This is a genomic window from Pseudomonas putida, from assembly GCF_002025705.1.
Taxonomy (GTDB): Bacteria; Pseudomonadota; Gammaproteobacteria; order Pseudomonadales; family Pseudomonadaceae; genus Aquipseudomonas; species Aquipseudomonas putida_J.
In genome coordinates, this window is record NZ_CP018846.1 from 1,449,814 (window position 1) to 1,472,357 (window position 22,544).

At 62.2% G+C, this 22,544-nt stretch carries 21 protein-coding genes; 14 read left to right on the forward strand and 7 right to left on the reverse strand.

Features of this window, described 5'->3' with window-relative positions; genetic code table 11:
- Positions 1 to 47: 47 nt before the first annotated feature.
- Complete coding sequence (yegS, locus tag BUQ73_RS06640) at positions 48 to 935, forward strand: lipid kinase YegS (RefSeq protein WP_079227142.1); 888 nt, start codon at positions 48 to 50, stop codon at positions 933 to 935.
- Here yegS and BUQ73_RS06645 read toward each other — a convergent pair.
- The 3 genes from BUQ73_RS06645 to BUQ73_RS06655 all read right to left on the reverse strand — a co-directional run bounded on the left by BUQ73_RS06645 (position 919) and on the right by BUQ73_RS06655 (position 3,365).
- Positions 919 to 1,578: a response regulator gene (locus BUQ73_RS06645; RefSeq protein WP_079227143.1), complete on the reverse strand. Its 660-nt coding sequence runs from the start codon at positions 1,576 to 1,578 to the stop codon at positions 919 to 921. The two genes, yegS and BUQ73_RS06645, sit on opposite strands and share 17 nt — an antisense overlap.
- On the reverse strand, positions 1,575 to 2,465 hold the full coding sequence (locus BUQ73_RS06650) for a sensor histidine kinase (protein ID WP_079227144.1): 891 nt from the start codon (positions 2,463 to 2,465) through the stop codon (positions 1,575 to 1,577). The genes BUQ73_RS06645 and BUQ73_RS06650 overlap by 4 nt, the downstream gene beginning before the upstream one ends.
- Positions 2,466 to 2,855: 390 nt before the next feature.
- Positions 2,856 to 3,365, reverse strand: a complete 510-nt coding sequence (locus tag BUQ73_RS06655) for a histidine kinase (protein ID WP_079227145.1) — start codon at positions 3,363 to 3,365, stop codon at positions 2,856 to 2,858.
- A 350-nt stretch (positions 3,366 to 3,715) separates the two neighbouring features.
- Here BUQ73_RS06655 and BUQ73_RS06660 point away from each other — a divergent pair, with 350 nt between their 5' ends.
- A complete protein-coding gene (locus tag BUQ73_RS06660; protein WP_027919546.1) occupies positions 3,716 to 4,651 on the forward strand; it encodes a chemotaxis protein CheV in 936 nt (311 codons plus the stop codon).
- Between the two features lie 56 nt (positions 4,652 to 4,707).
- Positions 4,708 to 5,511: an MOSC domain-containing protein gene (locus BUQ73_RS06665; protein WP_079227146.1), complete on the forward strand. Its 804-nt coding sequence runs from the start codon at positions 4,708 to 4,710 to the stop codon at positions 5,509 to 5,511.
- A 59-nt stretch (positions 5,512 to 5,570) separates the two neighbouring features.
- Here the strand turns inward: BUQ73_RS06665 and BUQ73_RS06670 are convergent, their stop codons facing one another.
- Positions 5,571 to 7,499, reverse strand: a complete 1,929-nt coding sequence (locus tag BUQ73_RS06670; protein WP_079227147.1) for a transglycosylase SLT domain-containing protein — start codon at positions 7,497 to 7,499, stop codon at positions 5,571 to 5,573.
- A 222-nt stretch (positions 7,500 to 7,721) separates the two neighbouring features.
- On the opposite strand from BUQ73_RS06670, the gene BUQ73_RS06675 reads away from it, so the two are divergent.
- Entirely contained in the window at positions 7,722 to 9,650 is a 1,929-nt protein-coding gene (locus tag BUQ73_RS06675; RefSeq protein WP_027919549.1) for an ATP-binding cassette domain-containing protein, read from the forward strand.
- Between the two features lie 118 nt (positions 9,651 to 9,768).
- Here BUQ73_RS06675 and BUQ73_RS06680 read toward each other — a convergent pair whose 3' ends face one another.
- Positions 9,769 to 10,209 carry a universal stress protein gene (locus BUQ73_RS06680; protein ID WP_079227148.1) on the reverse strand — a complete coding sequence of 147 codons (441 nt, stop codon included), beginning with the start codon at positions 10,207 to 10,209 and terminating at the stop codon, positions 9,769 to 9,771.
- Positions 10,210 to 10,319: 110 nt separating this feature from the next.
- On the opposite strand from BUQ73_RS06680, the gene BUQ73_RS06685 reads away from it, so the two are divergent.
- From BUQ73_RS06685 to BUQ73_RS06715, 7 genes are all read left to right on the forward strand, one after another.
- Complete coding sequence (locus BUQ73_RS06685) at positions 10,320 to 10,757, forward strand: hypothetical protein (protein ID WP_079227149.1); 438 nt, start codon at positions 10,320 to 10,322, stop codon at positions 10,755 to 10,757.
- Between the two features lie 472 nt (positions 10,758 to 11,229).
- Complete coding sequence (gene fadB / locus BUQ73_RS06690) at positions 11,230 to 13,377, forward strand: fatty acid oxidation complex subunit alpha FadB (protein WP_079227150.1); 2,148 nt, start codon at positions 11,230 to 11,232, stop codon at positions 13,375 to 13,377.
- A gap of 31 nt (positions 13,378 to 13,408) precedes the next feature.
- The gene (fadA, locus tag BUQ73_RS06695; RefSeq protein ID WP_027919553.1) at positions 13,409 to 14,584 is read left to right on the forward strand and encodes an acetyl-CoA C-acyltransferase FadA; all 1,176 of its coding nucleotides are present in this window, start codon (positions 13,409 to 13,411) and stop codon (positions 14,582 to 14,584) included.
- Positions 14,585 to 14,663: 79 nt separating this feature from the next.
- Complete coding sequence (locus tag BUQ73_RS06700) at positions 14,664 to 14,915, forward strand: DUF1653 domain-containing protein (protein ID WP_079227151.1); 252 nt, start codon at positions 14,664 to 14,666, stop codon at positions 14,913 to 14,915.
- A gap of 100 nt (positions 14,916 to 15,015) precedes the next feature.
- Positions 15,016 to 17,628, forward strand: coding sequence for a type I DNA topoisomerase (topA, locus tag BUQ73_RS06705; RefSeq protein ID WP_079227152.1), 2,613 nt, complete (start codon positions 15,016 to 15,018; stop codon positions 17,626 to 17,628).
- A gap of 198 nt (positions 17,629 to 17,826) precedes the next feature.
- Positions 17,827 to 18,342, forward strand: a complete 516-nt coding sequence (locus tag BUQ73_RS06710) for a DUF6586 family protein (protein ID WP_079227153.1) — start codon at positions 17,827 to 17,829, stop codon at positions 18,340 to 18,342.
- 50 nt (positions 18,343 to 18,392) lie between these two features.
- Positions 18,393 to 18,626 (forward strand): hypothetical protein, encoded by a 234-nt coding sequence (locus tag BUQ73_RS06715; RefSeq protein ID WP_027919557.1) that lies wholly within the window; start codon positions 18,393 to 18,395, stop codon positions 18,624 to 18,626.
- 39 nt (positions 18,627 to 18,665) lie between these two features.
- Here BUQ73_RS06715 and sulA read toward each other — a convergent pair whose 3' ends face one another.
- Both sulA and lexA read right to left on the reverse strand, forming a co-directional pair.
- Positions 18,666 to 19,142, reverse strand: a complete 477-nt coding sequence (gene sulA, locus BUQ73_RS06720) for an SOS-induced cell division inhibitor SulA (RefSeq protein ID WP_079227154.1) — start codon at positions 19,140 to 19,142, stop codon at positions 18,666 to 18,668.
- 13 nt (positions 19,143 to 19,155) lie between these two features.
- Positions 19,156 to 19,764 (reverse strand): transcriptional repressor LexA, encoded by a 609-nt coding sequence (gene lexA, locus BUQ73_RS06725; RefSeq protein ID WP_079227155.1) that lies wholly within the window; start codon positions 19,762 to 19,764, stop codon positions 19,156 to 19,158.
- A 212-nt stretch (positions 19,765 to 19,976) separates the two neighbouring features.
- Here lexA and BUQ73_RS06730 point away from each other — a divergent pair, with 212 nt between their 5' ends.
- The 3 genes from BUQ73_RS06730 to nagZ are packed head-to-tail and all read left to right on the forward strand — an operon-like array spanning position 19,977 to position 22,270.
- Entirely contained in the window at positions 19,977 to 20,684 is a 708-nt protein-coding gene (locus tag BUQ73_RS06730; protein ID WP_027919560.1) for a TetR/AcrR family transcriptional regulator, read from the forward strand.
- Positions 20,685 to 20,724: 40 nt separating this feature from the next.
- Positions 20,725 to 21,249, forward strand: coding sequence for a L,D-transpeptidase (locus tag BUQ73_RS06735; RefSeq protein WP_079227156.1), 525 nt, complete (start codon positions 20,725 to 20,727; stop codon positions 21,247 to 21,249).
- A gap of 22 nt (positions 21,250 to 21,271) precedes the next feature.
- Positions 21,272 to 22,270 carry a beta-N-acetylhexosaminidase gene (gene nagZ, locus BUQ73_RS06740; protein ID WP_192858717.1) on the forward strand — a complete coding sequence of 333 codons (999 nt, stop codon included), beginning with the start codon at positions 21,272 to 21,274 and terminating at the stop codon, positions 22,268 to 22,270.
- Positions 22,271 to 22,544 lie beyond the last annotated feature (274 nt).

Below are 22,544 nucleotides of genomic sequence, written 5' to 3' on the forward strand. Positions count from 1 at the left end.
TGTTTGTGGTCGAGATCTGGACGGTAAGACCCCTACGGAGACGCACGATGCCAAAGCGCAAGGCAATCTTGATCCTGCATGGCAAGCAGGCAATGAACGAAGCGGTGCGCCAGGCCGTGGGCGCCATGCGCGAGCGTGGCTGGACGCTGGATGTGCGGGTGACCTGGGAGGGCGGCGATGCCCGGCGGCTGGTTGGCGAAGCGCTGGCGGCCGGCTATGGCCACGTGATCGCGGGTGGCGGTGATGGCACCTTGCGTGATGTCGCCGAAGCCATGGGGCAGGCTCGCAGCGAAGCCAGCCTGGCGTTGTTGCCGCTGGGTACGGCCAATGATTTCGCCAGGGCCGCCGGCATATCACTGGAGCCTGCCGAGGCACTGGCATTGCTGGAGCAACCGCCACGGCCGATTGACCTGGGCCAGGTGGGCGATCAATTGTTCCTGAACATGGCCACCGGCGGTTTCGGCAGCCAGGTTACCGCCAGCACGTCTGAAGACCTGAAGAAAATGCTCGGCGCCGCGGCCTACCTGTTCACCGGGCTGTCGCGCTTCAGCGAGCTGCAGGCCGCTTCGGTCGAGCTGTCGGGGCCGGGTTTCGAGTGGCAGGGTGACCTGCTGGCGCTGGGGATCGGCAACGGTCGCCAGGCTGGAGGCGGGCAAGTGCTGTGCCCGGATGCGCAAGTCGATGATGGCCTGCTCGATATCGCCATCCTGCCGGCACCCCAGGAAATGGTCGGCGCGTTGCGTGAGTTGCTGGCGGGTGAGGGGTTGTTCGTGCGTGCGCGTTTGCCGTGGGTCGAGATCACGTGTTCGCAGGGGCTGGACATCAACCTCGATGGCGAGCCCCTGCAGGCCGACAGCCTGCGCTTTGCTGCAGTACCAGAGGCATTGAACCTGCACTTGCCGCTGAATTCGCCGCTGATCAGTCGTCCAGGCTGATGATTTTCTCGCGCACGGCGAACAGCACCAGGCCGGCCACGTCGTAGATCTGCAGGCGCTTCATGATCTGCGAACGGTGGGTCTCCACGGTCTTGATCGACAGCCCCAGGCCAGCGGCGATTTCGCGGGTGGACTTGCCGCGCACGATCAGGCGCAGGATCTCCAGTTGCCGTGCGGTGAGGTTGTGGCGGTCGACGCCAGGCTGTTTGCCTTGCTGTGCGCGCATCAGTGCCTGGTTGATCACGGTATGGGCGATGGCCGGGCTGAGGTAACGCTCGCCATTGCGCAGGGCGGCCAGGGCCTGCTCCAGTTCGGTTGCCGTCGCATCCTTGAGCAGGTAGCCATGGGCGCCACTTTCCAGAGCCCGCATGATCAGGTCCGGGTCGGTGTGCATGGACAGGATCAGCACCCTGCAGGTGTTGCCTGTGGCGCGCAATTGGGTAAGGGCATCGAGGCCACTGGTCGAGCGCATGGAGATGTCCAGCAGGACGATGTCCGGTGTCAGTTGGCGAACCTGCTCGAGCAACTGGCCGCCGTCATCGGCTTCGCCAATCACGGTGTAACCAGGGATATCGGATACCAGGGCACGGACTCCGGCACGGATCAGCGAGTGGTCATCCACCAGCAGCAATCTACAGGTCATGAGGAAGCGGTAGTCCTGGCGCGTTCATGGGTACGGGGTGGCCACGGGAATAGCACGTCGATCGTCGTGCCCAGGCCGAGCTGGCTGGTGACCGCCAGGCTGCCGTTGAGGGCGGTGGCGCGTTCCTGCATGCCAGCCATGCCGCGCTGGCCGGCTTCGGCGGGGTTGGCGGCAGGGAAGAAGCCCTGGCCGTCATCCTGGATCGTCAGGGCAAGCCCTGCTGCGCTGCGCTGCAGGCGGATGGTCAGGTTGCGTGCCCGGGCATGGCGCAGCATGTTGGTGACCGCCTCCTGGGTGATGCGAAACGCCGCCATGGCGACTTCCTCGGTAATGCCACCCAGGCGCTGATGGCATTCCAGGCTCCAGTGCACGTCGGTGTTTGCCAGGGTGCGCACCAGGTGCGCCCGCAGGCTGGCTTCCAGGCCCAGGCTGGCCAGCTGCCGCGGGTTGAGGATGGCGGAAACGTCGCGCACTTTGCTCAGGGTGTCTTCGAGGGTGCTGCGCAAGCTGCCACAGTGTTCCTGCAAGTCGCCCGGTACACGGCGCTGCAGCCATTCCAGCTGCATCTTGGCGGCGGTGAGCAGCTGACCGATGTCGTCATGCAGTTCGCGACTAAGGTGCTGGCGCTCGCTTTCCTGGACCTTGAGCATGCGCCCGGCCAGCTCCGCCGGGCGCAGGCTGATCGACTTGGCACCGTGGCTGAGGTGCCAGCAGACGCCAAGCGTGGCCACCAGTTGCAGGAGCAACAGGCTCGCTGGCATGCCATGCCCGCCAGCAAAAATGACCAGGTTGGCAAGCAGGGATACCACGCACAGCAGTGCCGTCGCCCAGCGCAGCAAGGTGGCGCGTGAACGGCAGCGCAGAGATATCTTCAAGCGTGGGAACATAGAATTGAGAAGCCACTGAAGTCTTGCTGATGGGGGCCGTGCACAGGTCTTGGCAGAGGCTCTGGCGTCGTGCTGGCAACAAATGACGAGCGCGGCTTCAAGCGATAGATAGAGGGCCGGCCGGCATTTGTTTGCGCGCATATTAACACTTCGGTTCGATTTGGTCGCGGCTGGGCAATGCTTGGAAACCTCAGCATTTCCGGGCTCGGCAGAGGGTGCTCGGCAGGGTTGACGGGTGTCAAAGTGCCACTACTTGGCCGGGTGATGGCCGCCGCAAGTTCAACTTGCAAGAGACCGCTCAAGTGCAAGGGGTTGAACTAGTGCAGTACTCCACTAGTTCGGTCATTTTGCGGCTTGGGTCATGTGCTTAGTTGCTTTAAACCGGGCCGGTTAATGGCGCTGCGCGGGCCGGCTGACTGGAGGCCTGGCCGGTGCCGTAGAGTGCGGATGCACGCAAGTGTTGCCGCTGTCGTTGCAAGGCGCACACGTTTGCGGCAATGGCTGATCCAGAGTGGCTGCCAGTTCGCCCAGTAGCGTCACCTGCTCGCAGGTGTCGAGGGCGAGGCGGCCAGTGTGCACGTCGATCAGTTCCAGTTGCCAGGCCAGCAGGGTCAGGCAGGCATTGAGCGTGGGCAGGGCTTCGCTGCCCAGGCGCTGCCGCTGGCAGGCCGGCGTGATCAACTGATGCAGGACACTGGCGTAGTGGGCAACTTCAAGCAGGCCCAGGCCGCTGGCGCGTCGGGCCAGGGTATCGAGGGCTTTGTTCAGGCAATGGCAGGCGTCCGGATCATTGGCGATCAGTTCCAGATGCTGCAGGCATTCCTGGGACTGGGTCAGCAAGACCTGGGCATCCAGCAGGAAGTCCTGCAGGGTGTCGATTTTAGAGACGCTGCTGTCCATCATGGCACTCCGGCGCGTTGGGCTGGAGCAGGGGATGGCCACGCCATGTCGATCGCTAGCAAAAGCCTGACTCCATTCATGCAGTGAGAATGGCGTCACATTAATGGCTAAAGGATATCGCGAACATCAGGTTGCACCTGATTGCTCCTAGGGGTTTCCCTGAGGCTGCCTAGGGTGCGACAGGTTGCCCCGGAGTGGATCCAAGCTGGGCGTATCGCAGTAAAGCATGATGCTAATGTGATATCAATTGCCCTGCAGGGCATTTTTGCGCAAGGGTCAAGATGCGCAGCAAAGCGCCGATATAGAACGGATCATTATCTATATTTCGACACAACCCTGGGGGTTTTCCAATGGCTGGCATTCTCGACACGGTAGACCAACGCACGCAGCTAGTGGGTGAGAACCGTCTGGAAATCCTGATGTTCCGCCTGGCCGGCCGCCAGTTATTCGCGATCAACGTATTCAAGGTGCAGGAAGTGCTGCAGCTGCCCAAGCTGACCCTGATGCCGCAGCGCCACGCGTTCGTCTGTGGCGTGGTCAACCTGCGTGGGCAAACCTTGCCGGTGATCGACCTGTCCCAGGCAATCGGCATGCGCCCGCTGCAGCCGGGGCCGGACAGCACCATCATCGTCACCGAGTACAACCGCTCGGTGCAGGCGTTTCTGGTGGGTGGCGTCGATCGCATCGTCAACATGAACTGGGAAGCCATCATGCCGCCGCCCTCCAGTGCCGGGCGCCAGCATTACCTGACCGCCATCACCAAAGTGGATGACAAGCTGGTCGAAGTGATCGATGTGGAGAAGGTGCTGGCCGAAATCGTGCCATACAACGCCCGGGTCTCCGGCGACAAACTTGCCGACCCGGTGCTGGCGCGCGCGCGTGGCCGTGAAGTGCTGCTGGTGGACGACTCCAGCGTGGCGCTGGCACAGCTGCGCGATACCCTGTCGCAGCTTGGGGTGAAGCTGCATGTGGCCAGTGATGGTCTGAAGGCCTTGCGCCTGCTCAAGGGCTGGGCCGATGCGGGCGAGGATGTCTGTGAGAAACTGTTGATGGTCTTCACCGACGCGGAAATGCCAGAAATGGACGGCTATCGGTTGACCACCGAGATTCGCAGCGATGCGCGGCTGCGCAAGCTTTACGTGGTGCTGCACACTTCCTTGTCGGGCAGCTTCAACGAATCGATGGTGAAGAAGGTCGGTTGCGACAATTTCCTCTCCAAGTTCCAGCCGGATCGTCTGGTCGATGTGGTCAAGCAGCGTCTGCTGCTGGATACCAGCAACGCGTGATCGCGCCGCCGGCCAGGTATAAGCTTGGCTTTTGACAAGGCATGAGGCGGGCAGGGATGTTTCTCAGTGAGTTGTATCGGTACCCGGTGAAGTCGGGGCAGGCGCAATGCCTGCAGGGCTCGCCGGTGGGTCTTCTGGGGTTGCAGGGCGATCGGCGCTGGATGGTGGTCGAGGAAGAGAACGGACGCTTTCTCACCCAGCGTGCCTGGCCACAGCTGGGCCAGCTGAAGGCCAGTGAGGGCGAGGCTGGCGAGTTGCTGCTGGAGTTGCCTGGGCAAAGCCCGTTGCGCGTGGCGGTGCCGGGCGCTGACGATGTGCTGCGCGGCGTAACCGTCTGGCGCGATACCTTGCGCGTGCCGGACGCCGGCGACGAGGTTGCCGCCTGGTTGTCGCAGTGGCTCGGCAAGGCGGTGCGCCTTGTGCATTGCCCAGAGCAGCGGGCGCGATACCTGCCCAATGGTTATGGCCTGAACAGTGACCGTGCGGCTTTCCCTGATGGCTTTCCGTTGTTGCTGATCGGTCAGGGCTCACTGGATGATTTGAGCCGCAGGATTGGCCGGCCCATGGAAATGCTACGCTTTCGACCGAACCTGGTGGTGCAAGGGGCTGAGCCGTTTGCCGAGGACGGCTGGAAGCGGATTCGCATTGGTGAGCTGGAGTTTCGTGTGCTCAAGCCCAGTGTAAGGTGCATCTTCACCACGCTCGACCCGGCGACCGGGGAGCGCAGTGTCGACCGCGAGCCGTTGACGACCCTTAAGACCTTCCGCGAGCGGGAGGGGGATATTCTGTTCGGGCAGAACCTGGCCGTGGATGGCACGGGTTGGCTTGAGGTCGGGATGGAAGTCGAAGTGCTGGAATAACCTGTACAGGCCCCTTCGCGGGTAAACCCGCGAAGAGGCCAGTTTGGCCTCAGCGCAAATCACATGTCATCGAAGTACCGCTCATGCCAGTCCACCAGAGGCTGCGGCACATTGAGCTTTTGCCCGTAGATCACCGAATACGACAGTACGTTCTGCACATATTGGCGCGTCTCGTCGAACGGAATCGATTCCACCCACACGTCGAAGCTCAGGTGCTTGGCGCCTTTCAGCCACTGCCGTACGCGCCCCGGGCCTGCGTTGTAGGCTGCGGAAGCCAGCACCCGGTTTCCATTGAACTGGCCGTGCACCTGGCTCAGGTAGGCCGCACCGACCTGAATGTTCTTCTCCGGGTTGAACATCTGCTGCGGCGAAGCCAGTGGGATGCTGAACTTGCGTGCGGTCTCCTTGGCGGTGGCGGGCATGACCTGCATCAGGCCGCTGGCACCGACGCTGGAACGGGCATCCTCCATGAAGGCGCTTTCCTGGCGGGTGATGGCAAACACCCAGCTCGAATGCAGCCCGCGCACCTTGGCCTCACGTACCAGGGTGTCGCGGTAGGCCATCGGGAAGCGGATATCCAGGTCATCCCAGTACTGCGCCTGGCTGATGGTGCGGATGGCCGGGAAGTACCAATGCATGTCGTAGGCCAGGCGTGCCTGGGCGACCATCTCGTCGCGGGTGAAGTGGCGGCTCACGTGGTACCACTCGCGGCGGCCTTCGACGACCTGGCCGCGGGCGTGAAACTCCAGGGCGCGTTGGATGCCCGGGGTGTTGCGCACCTTGTTGACCAGTTGCGGGCTCAGCAACAGTGGCTTGTTGTTCAGTTGGTAAGGCGTTTTTGCCCGGTCAGCCGCGAGGAAGCCGTAGAAGTCACGCTCACGTGCCACGTTCTTGTACAGCAACGGCACCTGCGGGTTGGTCGGCTGGGCCAGTTCCAGGCTGCGGGCTTGCCAGTATTTCCAGCGGTTGCTGCTGGCAAGGTCCTGTGGCAGGCGCTTGGTGAGCTCGTAGGCGTCTTCCCAGCGGCCCAGGCGCAGCAACAGGCGCAGGCGCCATTCGCTGACCGTGTTGTCGCGCAGTTCGGGGTCGTAACGGGTCATCAGGTCAAGGGCGCGGGGGTCGTAACGACGTGCCAGGGTCAGGCCGATCTCGCGGGCGATGGCGACCTTCTCGTCGCGCGAGAAGTGCATGCGTTGGGCGTAGTCGTCGAGCATCTCCATGGCTCGATCGGGATCCTGCTTGGCCAGGCGGCGCAGGCCGAGGCTGACCACATCAGACATGGCCTCGTTGGCCGGGGTAAAGCGCGAGGGCTGGTTGAGCAGTTCGGGCTTTTGCGCCACGTCGATCAGCAAGCGGCCCTGTGGCCCCAGTGTGGTCAGGCCCTGCACCATGTTGTTGGCCAGCGCGTAGTTGCGCGCCTGGGCCGCGAGCTTGGCACGGTTCCAGCGCTTGGCCTCGGTCAGCTGGCCTTCTGCGGCCCACATGCCGAACAGGGTGTCGCAGGCAGCCGGTTGCGACTTGCCGACGTTCCACAGTTTTTCGGCGCTGGCGAAACCTTCTGCACGTTGGCCGTGGCTCAACTGGTACTGGCCATTGAGGCAGTCCAGTTCGGTAAAGTTGAGCTTGGGGTCATAGTACTTGACGAAAGTGTTCCACTCGCCGCGTTCGGCCAGCCAGCGCAGCCAGCGCAATTTCATCCAGTTGGCCTGGGGCAGGTCGCCATGCTTGGCCAGGAAACCTTCGATTTCCTCGTTGCTGGCACTCTTCAGGCGCGCGGTCAGTTCGTCGTATGCCAGGTATGGCGTGAGCGGGTAGTCGCGCAGTGCCTGGCTATAGCGCAGGTAAGGGCCTTTGTCGCCCTTGGCCAGTGCACGCTTGGCCTCGTCGTAGTACTGGCGTTGCTGGGAAAGGTCGATGGCCTGCGCCGCATTGGCGGTGGCGGCAGTAAGCAGCAGGCAGGAAGCAATCTGTAACAGGCGGCTGCGCATGATACGTCCGGGCAGTTGAACCATGGGGAAGTGACGGCGAAGCCAGCACTGTTGAAATTTGATTGCCTTAGCTTAGCCGTTTGCTGGCGGCGGGTGATAGCGCTGTGCTTGTAACCGGGCATTAACACCGACCGGGCGTCGCCAAGCCCCTGTGCGGTAGTCAACTTAATGCCGGAAAGGGCCAAGTCAGGTAGAATGCGCGCCCGCTTTCTGGAGACGAACATGACCCTGCTCAAATTCAGCGATGTGTCCCTCGCATTCGGCGCGATGCCGCTGCTGGACAAAGTGTCCTGGCAGATCGCCCGTGGCGAGCGGGTGTGCATCATCGGCCGCAACGGTACCGGCAAGTCGAGCATGCTGCGCCTGGTCAAGGGCGAGCAGAAGGGCGACGACGGCGAGATCTGGCGCGCCCCTGGCCTGAAGATCGGTGAGTTGCCGCAGGAGCTGCCGGTCGCCGACGAGCGCACCGTGTTCGACGTGGTCGCTGCCGGCCTGGATGGTGTCGGCGAGTTGCTGGCCGAGTTCCATCACCTGAGCCAGAACATCCAGGGCGACGAAGATCTGGAAAAGCTCATGCACGTCCAGCACGAGCTGGAGGCCCGCGATGGCTGGCGCCTGCAGCAGGTGGTGGAAAGCACCCTGAGCCGCCTGCAGCTGCCTGCCGACAAGACCCTGGCCGAGCTTTCCGGTGGCTGGCGCCGCCGCGTGCTGCTGGCCCAGGCCCTGGTGTCGGAACCTGATCTGCTGCTGCTCGACGAGCCGACCAACCACCTGGACATCGGTGCCATCGCCTGGCTCGAAGAGGCCCTGCGCGGCTTCAACGGCGCCGTGCTGTTCATCACCCACGACCGTTCATTCCTGCAGAACCTCGCCACGCGCATCCTTGAGCTGGACCGCGGCGGCCTGATCGACTGGAACGGCGACTACGCCAGCTTCCTGGTGCACAAGGAGGCCGCGCTGGCCGCCGAAGAGACTGCCAACGCCTTGTTCGACAAGCGCCTGGCCCAGGAAGAGGTGTGGATCCGCCAGGGCATCAAGGCCCGTCGTACCCGTAACGAAGGCCGCGTGCGCGCCCTCAAGGCTTTGCGCGTGGAGCGCGGCGAGCGCCGCGAGCGCCAGGGCAAGGCGAACATCCAGATCGAGGCAGCGGACAAGTCCGGCAAGCAGGTGATGGTGCTGGAGAACGTCAGCTTCCATCACGCCGATGGCCCGCTGCTGGTCAAGGACTTCTCCATGGTCCTGCAGCGCCAGGACCGTATCGGCCTGCTGGGTGCCAACGGTACCGGCAAGACTACCCTGCTGAAGATGATGCTCGGTGACCTGGAGCCCACGGCAGGCAAGGTCGAGCGCGGTACCAAGCTGGAAGTGGCCTACTTCGACCAGATGCGCCACCAGCTCGACCTGGAAAAGACCGTCATCGACAACCTCGCCGAAGGCCGCGATTTCATCGAAATCGATGGCCAGAACCGCCATGTGCTGAGCTACCTCGGTGATTTCCTGTTCAGCCCGCAGCGTGCACGCACGCCGGTCAAGGCGCTGTCTGGTGGCGAGCGTGCACGCCTGCTGCTGGCCAAGCTGTTCAGCAAGCCGGCCAACCTGCTGGTACTCGACGAACCGACCAACGACCTGGATGTGGAAACCCTCGAGCTGCTCGAAGAGGTGCTGTCCAACTACAAGGGTACCGTGCTGATGGTCAGCCACGACCGGGCCTTCCTCGACAACGTCGTCACCAGCACACTGGTGTTCGAAGGTGAGGGCAAGGTGCGCGAGTACGTCGGTGGCTACGAGGACTGGATCCGCCAGGGTGGTTCGGCGAAGCTGCTGGGCGTGACCGAGAGCAAGGGTGGCAAGTCCGAGCTCAACAGTGCCGTGGTCGAGAAACCCGTGGAGGTGGCAGCACCTGCGCCAGCGGCGCCGGTGGCGGATGCTTCGAAGAAGAAGCTCAGCTACAAGCTGCAGCGCGAGCTGGAAATGCTCCCGGGGCAGATCGACGAGGTCGAGCAGCGCATGGCCCAGGCGCAAGAAGAAGTGAACGCTGCTGGCTTCTATCAGCGGCCGATTGCCGAGACTTCGGCAGTGTTGGCCAAGATCGAGAAGCTGCAGGGTGAGCTGGATGCGTTGGTAGAGCGGTGGGCTGAGCTGGAAGGCTGATTGGCCCTCACAGGCCTATTCGCGGGCAAGCCCGCTCCCACAGAGATTGCGAAAGCCTGAGGGCTGTGCAGTGCCTGTGGGGGCTGGCTTGCCCGCGAAGAGGCCGGTATAGGCTTAATCACTCTTTCTTCAGCAGTCGCACCGCCAGCACATCGCACGGCGCCCCATGCAGCACGTCATTGGCAGTGGAGCCCAGCAGCAATGCCAGGCCATGCCGGCCATGGCTGCCCACCACGATCAGGTCGCACTCCTGCTCCTTGGCCAACTGGTGAATTTCCTGGCGCGGCTGGCCGTAGGTCAGGTGCGAATCACCACGGTTGATGTCTGGGTACTTATTGAACAGGCGATCCATGCGCTCCTTGGCCTGGTCGAACTGTTGCTGTTGCAGTTGCGACAGGTCCATCGGCACATCGCCGCCAAAGGCCATGGCCATTGGTTCGACGATATGCACCAGCGAGACCTTGGCATTCGACGGTGCCGCCAGCGCCATGGCACGTTTGATCACCGGGTCGCATTCTTCGGTAAGGTCGACAGCGACCAGAAGATGTTCGTAGGACATGAGCTGTACTCCTGACAATCGCGATAGTAGAAGTATGGTCGCTTTCCGGCAGGTCATCCGTGAATACTGAGTAACCCGCTCATTTGCAACGCTTTATGGAATCTACAGATATGACGGTATGGCTGGTGGTGTCAATCCTTGCGCTGATTCTCAGTCCGCTTTCCTGGTTGCGGCTGTCGCGCAAGCAGGGGCAGCAGATGAACTTGCGCCTGGAGGCGCGGCGCATGGGCCTGGCCATGCAGCTGGCACCGCAGCAATGGCCGCACTGGCTGCAAACGGAGCCGCCTAGCCCGTGCCCGCAGTACCATCGCGGCCGCCGTCGGGGGCATGAGGACAGCTGGTGCTACTGGCAGGTCAGCCCCGGCGTGTGGTGGAACCAGTGGAAGGAGGTGTGCGAGGAGCCGCGCCTGAACGAGGTGTTCGCGCGCTTGCCAGAGACCGTGTACAAGGTCGAGGCCGACAAGCGCATGATTGCCCTGTACTGGAGCGAGCGCGGTGATGAATCTGTATTGCAGGATATTGCCCACGCCTTCGATACCCTCGCTTGATCGCCCATAACGACAAAGCGGCAACCCGGTAGCTACCAGGTTGCCGCTTTGTCGTTTCTGCAGCGCAGAAAAGGCCAGGCAGGCCGGGAAATTCTTGAATCCAGTCGCAGTGTAGCCATTCCCTGGCCGGTTGCATGAAAAAAATGCAGCGCCGGCCGTTTCCCTGTGGTCAATCGCTGACATGAATGATCGGCGATCACTGTCATCATGTTTTGCCCTCCGGCGATACAAAATGACTGGAAAGTCGCGTTTTCACCCCGTTCGGGAGCATTTGACAACGCCGATCTTTTCGGAGAATGTGTGCATACCCAAATCAAACGGGCGTATGAATTGAGCGTTTGTATGTCATACCGCTCATACAGAATCCCGACTATCGCGCTGACGGGTGTGCCTGGGGCAAGGGCGGCAAGGCCTGCTTTTCCACCAGCGATCGGCGTGTACAGTTCAGCTTCCATATCGTGGAGATCAGTTGATGATTTACGAAGGTAAAGCCATCACGGTTAAGGCTCTTGAAAGCGGCATCGTCGAACTGAAGTTCGACCTCAAGGGTGAGTCCGTCAACAAGTTCAATCGCCTGACCCTGGAAGAGCTGCGCCAGGCTGTCGACGCCATCAAGGCCGACGCCTCGGTGAAAGGCGTGATTGTCAGCAGTGGCAAGGACGTGTTCATCGTCGGCGCCGACATCACCGAATTCGTCGACAATTTCAAGCTGCCCGAGGCCGAGCTGGTTGCCGGCAACCTGGAAGCCAACCGCATCTTCAACGCCTTCGAAGACCTCGAAGTGCCGACCGTGGCGGCCATCAACGGCATCGCCCTGGGTGGCGGCCTGGAAATGTGCCTGGCAGCCGACTACCGGGTCATGTCCACCAGCGCCAAGATCGGCCTGCCGGAAGTCAAGCTGGGCATCTACCCAGGCTTCGGCGGCACCGTGCGCCTGCCGCGCCTGATCGGCTCGGACAACGCCATCGAGTGGATCGCCGCCGGCAAGGAAAACCGTGCCGAAGACGCCCTGAAAGTCGGCGCCGTCGATGCCGTGGTCGCCCCTGAGCTGCTGCAGGCCGGTGCCCTGGACCTGATCAAGCGCGCCATCAGCGGCGAGCTGGACTACAAGGCCAAGCGCCAGCCCAAGCTGGAAAAACTCAAGCTCAACGCCATCGAGCAGATGATGGCCTTCGAGACCGCCAAGGGCTTCGTCGCTGGCCAGGCCGGCCCGAACTACCCGGCGCCGGTCGAAGCCATCAAGAGCATCCAGAAGGCCGCCAACTTCGGTCGCGACAAGGCTCTGGAAGTCGAAGCCGCAGGTTTTGCCAAGCTGGCCAAGACCTCGGTAGCCGAAAGCCTGATCGGCCTGTTCCTGAATGACCAGGAACTCAAGCGCAAGGCCAAGGCGCATGACGAGATCGCCCACGACGTGAAGCAGGCCGCCGTGCTCGGCGCCGGCATCATGGGTGGCGGCATTGCCTACCAGTCGGCGGTCAAGGGCACCCCGATCCTGATGAAGGACATTCGCGAGGAAGCCATCCAGCTGGGCCTGAACGAGGCCTCCAAGCTGCTCGGCAACCGTGTCGAGAAAGGCCGCCTGACCCCGGCGAAAATGGCCGAGGCACTCAATGCCATTCGCCCGACCCTGTCGTATGGCGACTTCGCCAACGTCGACATCGTCGTCGAAGCCGTGGTCGAGAACCCGAAGGTCAAGCAGGCCGTGCTGGCCGAAGTGGAAGGCCAGGTGAAAGAAGATGCGATCCTCGCATCCAACACCTCGACAATTTCCATCAACCTGCTGGCCAAGGCGCTCAAGCGCCCGGAAAACTTCGTCGGCATGCACTTCTTCAACCCTGTGCACATGATGCCGCTGGTGGAAGTGATCCGTGGCGAGAAGTCCAGTGAAGTGGCTGTCGCCACCACCGTGGCCTACGCCAAGAAAATGGGCAAGAACCCGATCGTGGTCAACGACTGCCCGGGGTTCCTGGTCAACCGTGTGCTGTTCCCTTACTTCGGCGGTTTCGCCAAGCTGGTCAGCGCTGGTGTCGACTTCGTGCGCATTGACAAGGTCATGGAGAAGTTCGGCTGGCCGATGGGCCCGGCCTACCTGATGGACGTGGTCGGCATCGACACCGGCCACCACGGCCGCGACGTGATGGCCGAAGGTTTCCCGGACCGCATGAAGGACGAGCGTCGCTCGGCCGTCGATGCCCTGTACGAGGCCAACCGCCTGGGCCAGAAGAACGGCAAGGGCTTCTACGCCTACGAGACTGACAAGCGCGGCAAGCCGAAGAAAGTCTTCGATGCCACCGTGCTGGATGTGCTCAAGCCGATCGTCTTCGAGCAGCGTGAAGTGACCGATGAAGACATCATCAACTGGATGATGGTGCCACTGTGCCTGGAGACCGTGCGCTGCCTGGAAGACGGCATCGTCGAAACCGCCGCCGAAGCTGACATGGGCCTGGTCTATGGCATTGGGTTCCCTCCATTCCGGGGTGGTGCACTGCGCTACATCGACTTGATCGGTGTGGCCGAATTCGTTGCCCTGGCCGACCAGTACGCCGACCTGGGGCCGCTGTACCACCCGACCGCGAAGCTGCGTGAAATGGCCAAGAACGGCCAGCGCTTCTTCAACTGAGTGGTCAACGAGCTAGAGCGAGAGATTTGATATGAGCCTGAATCCAAGAGACGTGGTGATTGTCGACTTCGGTCGCACCCCCATGGGCCGCTCCAAGGGTGGCATGCACCGCAACACCCGCGCCGAAGACATGTCCGCGCACCTGATCAGCAAGCTGCTGGAACGCAACGGCAAGGTCGACCCGAAAGAAGTCGAAGACGTGATCTGGGGCTGCGTCAACCAGACCCTGGAGCAGGGCTGGAACATCGCCCGCATGGCGTCGCTGATGACCCAGATTCCACACACTTCGGCCGCCCAGACCGTCAGCCGCCTGTGCGGTTCGTCGATGAGCGCGCTGCACACCGCCGCCCAGGCAATCATGACCGGCAACGGTGACGTGTTCGTGGTCGGCGGTGTCGAGCACATGGGCCACGTCAGCATGATGCATGGCGTCGACCCTAACCCGCACATGTCGCTGTACGCTGCCAAGGCGTCCGGGATGATGGGCCTGACTGCCGAGATGCTGGGCAAGATGCATGGCATCAGCCGTGAGCAGCAGGACCTGTTCGGCCTGCGTTCGCACCAGCTTGCCCACAAGGCGACGGTCGAAGGCAAGTTCAAGGACGAGATCATTCCGATGCAGGGCTATGACGAGAATGGTTTCCTGAAGGTCTTTGATTTCGACGAGACCATTCGCCCGGAAACCACCCTCGAGGGCCTGGCGTCGCTGAAGCCGGCGTTCAACCCGAAAGGCGGCACCGTGACTGCCGGTACTTCGTCGCAGATCACCGACGGTGCTTCGTGCATGATCGTCATGTCCGGCCAGCGCGCCATGGACCTGGGCATCCAGCCACTGGCGGTAATCCGTTCGATGGCGGTAGCCGGTGTCGACCCGGCAATCATGGGCTACGGCCCGGTGCCATCGACCCAGAAAGCCCTCAAGCGCGCCGGCCTGACCATGGCCGACATCGACTTCATCGAGCTCAACGAAGCCTTCGCCGCACAGGCCCTGCCAGTGCTCAAAGACTTGAAAGTGCTCGACAAGATGGATGAGAAGGTTAACCTGCACGGCGGCGCCATCGCTTTGGGCCACCCGTTCGGTTGCTCTGGTGCACGTATTTCCGGCACCCTGCTCAACGTCATGAAGCAGAATGGCGGCACCCTGGGGGTGGCAACCATGTGCGTCGGCCTTGGCCAAGGTATCACCACTGTCTTCGAACGCGTCTGATCGCGTAGCGGGACAGCAGCCGGGGCCTTGTGCCCCGGTTTTTGTTTTTTACAGAATTTGTTTCAAGAGGAAGGGCGACATGCAGATACAACCAGGCGTTTACCGGCATTACAAAGGGCCTGAGTACCGTGTCTTCAGTGTTGCACGGCACTCCGAGAACGAAGAGTGGATGGTCTTCTACCAATGCCTGTATGGTGATTACAGCTTCTGGGTGAGGCCGCTTGCGATGTTCCAGGAGTCCGTCGAGGTTGACGGCGAGCAGGTGCCGCGCTTTGCTTTGGTCAAGGCCGAAGAAGGGCTGCCTGAGCTGTCTGGCAAGTCGCAAGCGTGATCGACCACGCTTGACCTCTCTCTTTCGCCACTATATATAGCGGTGCCGCGTCCGGCACCTGACGCGTTTTTCATCTTCAGATTCAGGAATACTCCGATCCATGGGCAAATCGCTGGTCATTGTGGAATCCCCGGCCAAGGCCAAGACCATCAACAAGTACCTGGGCAACCAGTACGTGGTGAAGTCGAGTATCGGCCATATCCGAGACCTCCCCACCAGCGGTTCGGCCAGCGCAAGCAAAGAGCCGGCCGCCAAGCGTGGCAAGGCCGCTGCGGGTGAGGCTCCGGCGCTGTCGCCGAAAGAGAAGGCCCGTCGCCAGCTGGTGGCGCGCATGGGCGTCGACCCCGAACACGGCTGGAAGGCCAAGTACGAGATCCTTCCCGGCAAGGAAAAGGTGATCGAAGAGCTGCGCCGCCTGGCCAAGGATGCCGACACCATCTATCTCGCAACCGACTTGGATCGCGAAGGGGAAGCCATTGCCTGGCACCTGCGCGAAGCCATCGGTGGTGACGACACCCGCTACAAGCGCGTGGTGTTCAACGAAATTACCAAGAAGGCGATCCAGGAAGCGTTCTCGCAGCCTGGCGAGCTGGACATCGACCGGGTCAACGCCCAGCAGGCGCGGCGCTTCCTTGATCGCGTGGTGGGCTACATGGTTTCGCCGCTGCTGTGGGCCAAGATCGCCCGTGGCCTGTCTGCCGGCCGTGTGCAGTCGGTGGCGGTGAAGCTGGTGGTCGAGCGTGAGCGCGAGATCCGTGCCTTCGTACCGGAAGAGTACTGGGAAGTGCACGCCGACCTCGGTACGGCCAAGAACGCCAAGGTACGTTTCGAGGTGTCGCGCGAGAAGGGCGAAGCCTTCAAGCCGCTGAACGAAGCCCAGGCCATGGCCGCGCTGGAGAAGCTCAAGGCTTCCAGCTACAGCGTGATCAAGCGCGAAGACCGCCCGACCAGCAGCAAGCCGTCGGCCCCGTTCATCACCTCCACCCTGCAGCAAGCTGCCAGCAACCGCCTGGGCTTCGGGGTGAAGAAGACCATGATGATGGCCCAGCGTCTGTACGAAGCGGGTTACATCACCTACATGCGTACCGACTCGACCAACCTGTCGGCCGATGCCCTGGACATGGCGCGCAGCTACATCGAGCGCGAGTTCGGCAAGCAGTACCTGCCGGAAGCCCCGCTGGTATATGGCAGCAAGGAAGGCGCCCAGGAAGCGCACGAGGCGATTCGCCCTTCCGACGTCAACACGCACCCGACCAAGCTCAGCGGTATGGAGCGGGACGCTGAGCGCCTGTACGAGCTGATCTGGCGCCAGTTCCTGGCCTGCCAGATGCCGCCAGCGCAGTATCTGTCCACCAGTGTCACCGTGGCCGCTGGCGACTTCGAGCTGCGTGCCAAGGGCCGCATCCTCAAGTTCGACGGTTACACCCGTGTACTGCCGCAACAGAGCAAGCCCGGCGAAGACGATGTGCTGCCGGAAATGGCCCAGGGCGAAGCGCTCAAGCTGATTCAGCTCGACCCGAGCCAGCACTTCACCAAACCGCCAGCGCGCTTCACCGAAGCCAGCCTGGTCAAGGAAATGGAAAAGCGCGGCATCGGCCGCCCGTCGACCTATGCGGCGATCATTTCCACCATCCAGGACCGCGGTTACGTCACCCTGCACAATCGCCGCTTCTACTCCGAGAAGATGGGCGACATCGTTACCGAGCGCCTGTCGGAAAGCTTCTCCAACCTGATGGACTACGGCTTCACTGCCGGCATGGAGGAGAACCTCGACGACGTGGCCCAGGGCGAGCGCGACTGGAAAAACGTACTCGATGAGTTCTACGGTGACTTCAGCAAGAAACTGCTGACCGCAGAGTCTGCCGAAAACGGCATGCGTGCCAACCAGCCGACCATGACCAACATTCCGTGCAAGGAATGCGGCCGGCCGATGATGATCCGCACCGCTTCCACTGGTGTGTTCCTCGGTTGCTCGGGTTACAGCCTGCCGCCGAAAGAACGCTGCAAGGCCACCGTGAACCTGGTGCCGGGTGATGAAATTGCCGCGGACGACGAGGGTGAGTCGGAATCGCGCGTGCTGCTGGGCAAGCATCGCTGCCCGATCTGCGCCACGGCGATGGATGCCTACCTGTTGGACGAGAAGCACAAGCTGCACATCTGCGGTAATAACCCGGATTGCGCTGGCTACGAGATCGAAGAGGGCAGCTACCGCATCAAGGGCTACGAAGGGCCGAGCCTGGAGTGCGACAAGTGCGGCAGCGAAATGCAGCTCAAGACGGGCCGTTTCGGCAAGTTCTTCGGTTGCACCAACCCTGCGTGCAAGAACACTCGCAAGCTGCTCAAGAGCGGTGAGGCGGCGCCACCTAAGATGGACAAGGTGGAGATGCCGGAGCTCAAGTGCGAGAAGGTCGACGACACCTACGTGCTGCGTGACGGCGCTTCGGGGCTGTTCCTGGCTGCCAGCCAGTTCCCGAAAAACCGCGAAACCCGTGCGCCGCTGGTGCTGGAAATCGTGCCGCACAAGCATGAGATCGATCCGAAGTACCACTTCCTGTGTGATGCGCCACAGAAAGACCCGGAAGGGCGCCCGGCGGTGATTCGTTACAGCCGCAAGACCAAGGAGCAGTACGTGCAGTCCGAGGTCGATGGCAAGCCGACTGGCTGGAAGGCGTTCTACGACGGTGGTGCGTGGAAGGTTGAAGACAAGCGCTGATCCGTCAGTGCTTTAATTGGGGCCGCTTCGCGGCCCTTCGCGGCCCTTCGCGGGCAAGCCCGCTCCCACAGGGATAGCACCAGTCCGCAAGGCGGTGCCGTACTTGTGGGGGCGGGCTTGCCCGCGAAGGGGCGCAAAGCGGCCCCAATCATTTATGATGCAGTCATTCGCCTTGCAGCCTATGGGAGGTCATTCGAAATGGCCCAGGAACTCTACACTCGCACCAACCAGAAACTGTTCTTCGCAGGGCTTGCCCTCGAGTCGATGGGCAAGGCCGAACAGAGCCAGGCCATGAATGCTCAAGGCCTGGTCCAGGCCGAGCGAGAGTCGGCGCTGTTCCACCTGTACGGTGCGCTGCTGGGGCTGTGTCATGAAATAGGTGGCTTCTACCGCTTGCCCGTGGTGGCTACAGTCGAGCAGGCGCTCGCCGATGATGCGCTGAACACCATCGCCATACCTGAAGTCGCGGAAATGCTCGAGCTGGTTCGCCAGCGCGAAACCTGGTTGGCGCAATTACTCAGTGCTTATGCCGATTTGTTCCGACCACCGGTCGCGAAAAAAACGCCAAAAACCGACGTCACCCAACCGCTGATTCAGGCCGTCAACCTTGATGAGCCCGAGCATCCAGGGTTGTCGAAGGATGAGCTGGAAAGCTGGCGCAATAACCTCAAAGGCTTGGTGAGGCGTTTCCGCGACGCGTTGAGTGAGTGCTGACAGCTGCAGTGGCTGGTACACTAACGGCCTTTCGTGGAGAACTGCCCTATATGTCTACGTCGTTTCTGGAAATTGTCGAGTTGCCTGATGGCCGTATCGAGCTGCGTCGCGCCGAGGATGAAGGCTCCCTGGTAACCCTGGATTTCTCGGAAGACGCGAAGGCGTTCCTGCAGGGTCAACATGTCGAAGTCGCCAAGGCCATGCTGAGCGTTGGTGTGCAGATGGCAGGTCGCCTGGTGGATGGTGAGCTGGAGCGCGACGAAGGGCCGCGCGTGCTGCACTAAAGAGTCCGCTTGCACTGCTTCACAGGCAAAGCCTGAACATCAGCCGAGGCGGATGTTCAGGCTTTGTGCATTTCCGGCACTGGCTGCGCGTACCAGTTGTTGGCGGGAGGTAGCGTTGACGCTGCCCAGCCAGCTGACCACGGTGTGGCTTAGGCCCAGGCGCAGTACTTCGCAGGCCAGTTGCAGTGCGCTCTGATTGCTACGGGGATGCAGCAGCAGGATCCGTTCGCGGTTGAGCCCTGCATCGCGCAGCCAGGCTTGGGTCAGGCTGGCAGGCGGGGCGATCAGTGTCAGCCAGCGGGCTTCCTGCTCTTCGCTCAACTCGCGCAGGACTGGGGCCAGCAGGCTCTGGCAATGTTCGGGGGCGCCACGCAGGGACAGTTCGCTGAACAGCTCCGGATGGCTGCTTTTGCTTGCCTGCTCGCTGGCCTTCAGGCCTGGCAGTACCGGCTGTGCGAGGAACGCTTCGAACAGTGGAAGCTGGACCTGCTGATGTGCTTGGATGGACTGCTGCATGACGCCTCCTGGATCAGCGGCGAATAACGCCGACACTCAAACCCTCGATCACCATGTCCTGTTCTTTCAGGTCGACTTCGATGGGGGCGAACTCGGGGTTTTCAGCGATCAGCCAGACCTTGCTGCCTTCACGCTTGAAGCGTTTGACGGTCACTTCATCGCCGATGCGGGCGACGACGATCTGGCCGTTGCGGGCCTCGCGACAGGTATGCACTGCCAGCAGGTCGCCGTCGAAGATGCCGACATCCTTCATGCTCATGCCGTGCACACGCAACAAATAGTCGGCGCGGGGGTGGAAGAAAGCTGGGTTGATGTTGCAGGATTGCTCGATGTGCTGCTCGGCGAGGATCGGTGCGCCAGCGGCGACCCGGCCGATGATCGGCAGGCCGTTTTCCTCGGACTTGGCTTCAAAGCCCGGGATGCGGATGCCACGGGATGCGCCCGGGGTCATTTCAATCGCACCTTTGCGGGCGAGGGCCTTCAGGTGCTCCTCGGCGGCGTTTGGCGACTTGAAACCCAGCTCTTGAGCGATTTCCGCACGTGTTGGTGGGAAGCCGTTGTCTTCGAGGCAGCGTTTGATGAAAGCCAGGATCTCGGCTTGGCGTGGCGTCAGTTTCAACATGGCAGGCGCTCTGTCTTTTTATACAGTGACTGGAATTATATACAGTACTGGATGCGCTGCAAGCACAAAGCAGCAGGAAATACCCAAGATGACGCTTGCAGCCTGCAGCTTGGCGCCTTTAAATGGCGACCGCCCAGTCACCGAGCCTTGACAGATGCAGGCCTGAAACGTATGTTTCAAACACCTGTTTGTCTCTGTCTGGCGGAGTAGTGATGGCCCAATCTGAAACCGTTGAACGCATTCTCGATGCTGCCGAGCAGCTGTTCGCGGAAAGAGGCTTTGCGGAAACCTCATTGCGGCTGATTACCAGCAAGGCCGGGGTCAACCTCGCAGCGGTCAACTATCATTTCGGCTCGAAGAAGGCCCTGATCCAGGCGGTCTTTTCGCGTTTCCTCGGGCCGTTCTGCGCAAGCCTCGAGCGTGAGCTTGAGCGGCGTCAGGCCAAGCCCGAGCAAAAGCCCAGCCTCGAAGAACTGCTGGAAATGCTGGTGGAGCAGGCGTTGGTCGTGCAGCCACGCAGCAACAACGACCTGTCGATCTTCATGCGCCTGCTGGGCCTGGCCTTCAGCCAGAGCCAGGGCCACCTGCGGCGCTATCTCGAGGATATGTACGGCAAGGTGTTCCGCCGCTACATGCTGCTGGTCAACGAAGCCGCACCGCGCATCCCGCCGCTTGAACTGTTCTGGCGCGTGCACTTCATGCTGGGTGCTGCGGCGTTCAGCATGTCTGGCATCAAGGCGCTGCGCGCCATTGCCGAGACCGATTTCGGTATTAACACCTCGATCGAGCAGGTCATGCGCCTGATGGTGCCGTTCCTGGCCGCCGGCATGCGTGCCGACAGCGGCGTTACCGATAACGCCATGGCCAGCGCCCAGTTGCGCCCGCGCAGCAAGGCCGGTAGCGCCACCGCCAAGGCCTGAAGGCTGGGCGGGGCAGGGCGCTTCGGCTAAGCTAGCGCCCATGCCTGACCTCGATTTCCTGCACATTTCCCTCGCCGACCAGCGCCTCTACGGCTTTGCCCAGGGGCAATTGTGCGTGCGCCTCGCGGTATCCACCGCTCGCAATGGCGCAGGTGAGCGCAATGGCTCGGGTTGTACGCCACGTGGGCTGCACCAGGTGCGTGCGCGGATCGGTGCAGGCTTGCCCGTCAATGCCGTGCTGCAAGGCCGGCGCTGGACGGGCGAGGTGTGGTCGCCGGCGCTGCATGCGCAGCACCCTGGGCGTGACTGGATCCTCTCCCGTATCCTGTGGCTCAGCGGCTGTGAGCCGGGCTTCAATCGCCTGGGTAGCGTTGACACCTTTCGCCGCTACATCTACCTGCACGGCACGCCCGACACGGAACCCTTGGGCGTGCCGCTGTCCCATGGCTGCATACGTTTGCGCAACACTGATCTGCTTGGCCTGTTCGAGCGTGTTCCGGCCCATTGCCCGGTGCGCATCGACGAGGCCGCCTGCCCCCAGTGGGCTTCACTGAATCTGCAATGAAGGATTGCCTATGACCGCCAGCCTGCAAGGCTCCCTGATGGTGGATATCGCCGGTAAATGGCTGACTGCCGAGGATCGCCAGCTTCTGCGCCAGCCGGAAGTGGCCGGCCTGATCATCTTTGCCCGCAACATAGACAGCCCGCGCCAGGTGCGCGAGCTGTGCGCCTCGATCCGCGCCATCCGCCCCGACCTGATCCTGGCAGTCGACCAGGAAGGCGGGCGGGTGCAGCGCCTGCGCCAGGGCTTCGTGCGCCTGCCGGCCATGCGCGCCATCGCCGACAATGCCAATGCCGAGTACCTGGCTGAGCAATGCGGCTGGCTGATGGCTAGCGAAGTGCTGGCGGTGGGCCTGGACCTCAGCTTCGCCCCGGTGCTCGACCTCGATCACCAGCGCAGCGCGGTGGTAGGCAGCCGTGCCTTCGAGGGCGACCCGCAGCGCGCCACGCAGTTGGCCGGGGCCTTTATCCGGGGCATGAATGCTGCGGGCATGGCGGCCTGCGGCAAGCACTTCCCGGGACACGGCTGGGCCGAGGCGGACTCGCATGTGGCGATTCCGACCGACGAGCGCAGTCTCGAGCAACTTCGCCAGGCGGACCTGGTGCCGTTCTCCCGCCTGAGCGGGCAGCTGGCGGCGGTGATGCCGGCGCATGTCATCTACCCGCAGGTCGACAATCAGCCGGCCGGTTTCTCACGGCGCTGGCTGCAGGACATCCTGCGTGGCGAGCTGGGCTTCGATGGGGTGATCTTCAGTGACGACCTGTCCATGGCTGGTGCGCATGTGGTCGGCGATGCTGCCAATCGTATCGAGGCGGCGCTGAGTGCCGGATGCGACATGGGCCTGGTGTGCAATGACCGGGCTGCGGCGGAGCTGGCGCTGACTGCGGCGCAGCGCCTGAAGGTCAAGCCTTCGCCGCGGATTGCGCAGATGCGTGGGCGTGGCTTTGCCAGGACTGATTACCGGCAGCAGCCGCGTTGGCTGGAGGCCCTGGGGGCGTTGAAAGAAGCACAGTTGGTTGATTGAGCCGAAGCGTAGGGATTGAGTTATCTGGGGCTGCTGACATCGAGCGCCGCCCGCGCGGCGCATCGCGGATAAATCCGCTCCTACATTTGTTGCAACGTGCCGAACCTGACAGGCCATGGTTGCCAGCCTTGGCGCATGTCTTGAGCCGTGCAAACCGGCTGACAACCATGGCCTGTCAGGCATGGCCACGTTGCAACAAATGTAGGAGCGGATTTATCCGCGATGCGCCGCGCGGGCGGCGCTCGATATCACAGGCGTCAAACTCTAAAGCCAT

What these genes read in the sequence shown, in the direction of transcription:
- yegS (WP_079227142.1), top strand. Translation starts at nt 48, where the DNA reads ATGCCAAAGCGCAAGGCAATCTTGATCCTGCATGGCAAGCAGGCAATG.
- BUQ73_RS06645 (WP_079227143.1), bottom strand. Translation starts at nt 1,578, where the DNA reads ATGACCTGTAGATTGCTGCTGGTGGATGACCACTCGCTGATCCGTGCC.
- BUQ73_RS06650 (WP_079227144.1), bottom strand. Translation starts at nt 2,465, where the DNA reads ATGTTCCCACGCTTGAAGATATCTCTGCGCTGCCGTTCACGCGCCACC.
- BUQ73_RS06655 (WP_079227145.1), bottom strand. Translation starts at nt 3,365, where the DNA reads ATGGACAGCAGCGTCTCTAAAATCGACACCCTGCAGGACTTCCTGCTG.
- BUQ73_RS06660 (WP_027919546.1), top strand. Translation starts at nt 3,716, where the DNA reads ATGGCTGGCATTCTCGACACGGTAGACCAACGCACGCAGCTAGTGGGT.
- BUQ73_RS06665 (WP_079227146.1), top strand. Translation starts at nt 4,708, where the DNA reads ATGTTTCTCAGTGAGTTGTATCGGTACCCGGTGAAGTCGGGGCAGGCG.
- BUQ73_RS06670 (WP_079227147.1), bottom strand. Translation starts at nt 7,499, where the DNA reads ATGCGCAGCCGCCTGTTACAGATTGCTTCCTGCCTGCTGCTTACTGCC.
- BUQ73_RS06675 (WP_027919549.1), top strand. Translation starts at nt 7,722, where the DNA reads ATGACCCTGCTCAAATTCAGCGATGTGTCCCTCGCATTCGGCGCGATG.
- BUQ73_RS06680 (WP_079227148.1), bottom strand. Translation starts at nt 10,209, where the DNA reads ATGTCCTACGAACATCTTCTGGTCGCTGTCGACCTTACCGAAGAATGC.
- BUQ73_RS06685 (WP_079227149.1), top strand. Translation starts at nt 10,320, where the DNA reads ATGACGGTATGGCTGGTGGTGTCAATCCTTGCGCTGATTCTCAGTCCG.
- fadB (WP_079227150.1), top strand. Translation starts at nt 11,230, where the DNA reads ATGATTTACGAAGGTAAAGCCATCACGGTTAAGGCTCTTGAAAGCGGC.
- fadA (WP_027919553.1), top strand. Translation starts at nt 13,409, where the DNA reads ATGAGCCTGAATCCAAGAGACGTGGTGATTGTCGACTTCGGTCGCACC.
- BUQ73_RS06700 (WP_079227151.1), top strand. Translation starts at nt 14,664, where the DNA reads ATGCAGATACAACCAGGCGTTTACCGGCATTACAAAGGGCCTGAGTAC.
- topA (WP_079227152.1), top strand. Translation starts at nt 15,016, where the DNA reads ATGGGCAAATCGCTGGTCATTGTGGAATCCCCGGCCAAGGCCAAGACC.
- BUQ73_RS06710 (WP_079227153.1), top strand. Translation starts at nt 17,827, where the DNA reads ATGGCCCAGGAACTCTACACTCGCACCAACCAGAAACTGTTCTTCGCA.
- BUQ73_RS06715 (WP_027919557.1), top strand. Translation starts at nt 18,393, where the DNA reads ATGTCTACGTCGTTTCTGGAAATTGTCGAGTTGCCTGATGGCCGTATC.
- sulA (WP_079227154.1), bottom strand. Translation starts at nt 19,142, where the DNA reads ATGCAGCAGTCCATCCAAGCACATCAGCAGGTCCAGCTTCCACTGTTC.
- lexA (WP_079227155.1), bottom strand. Translation starts at nt 19,764, where the DNA reads ATGTTGAAACTGACGCCACGCCAAGCCGAGATCCTGGCTTTCATCAAA.
- BUQ73_RS06730 (WP_027919560.1), top strand. Translation starts at nt 19,977, where the DNA reads ATGGCCCAATCTGAAACCGTTGAACGCATTCTCGATGCTGCCGAGCAG.
- BUQ73_RS06735 (WP_079227156.1), top strand. Translation starts at nt 20,725, where the DNA reads ATGCCTGACCTCGATTTCCTGCACATTTCCCTCGCCGACCAGCGCCTC.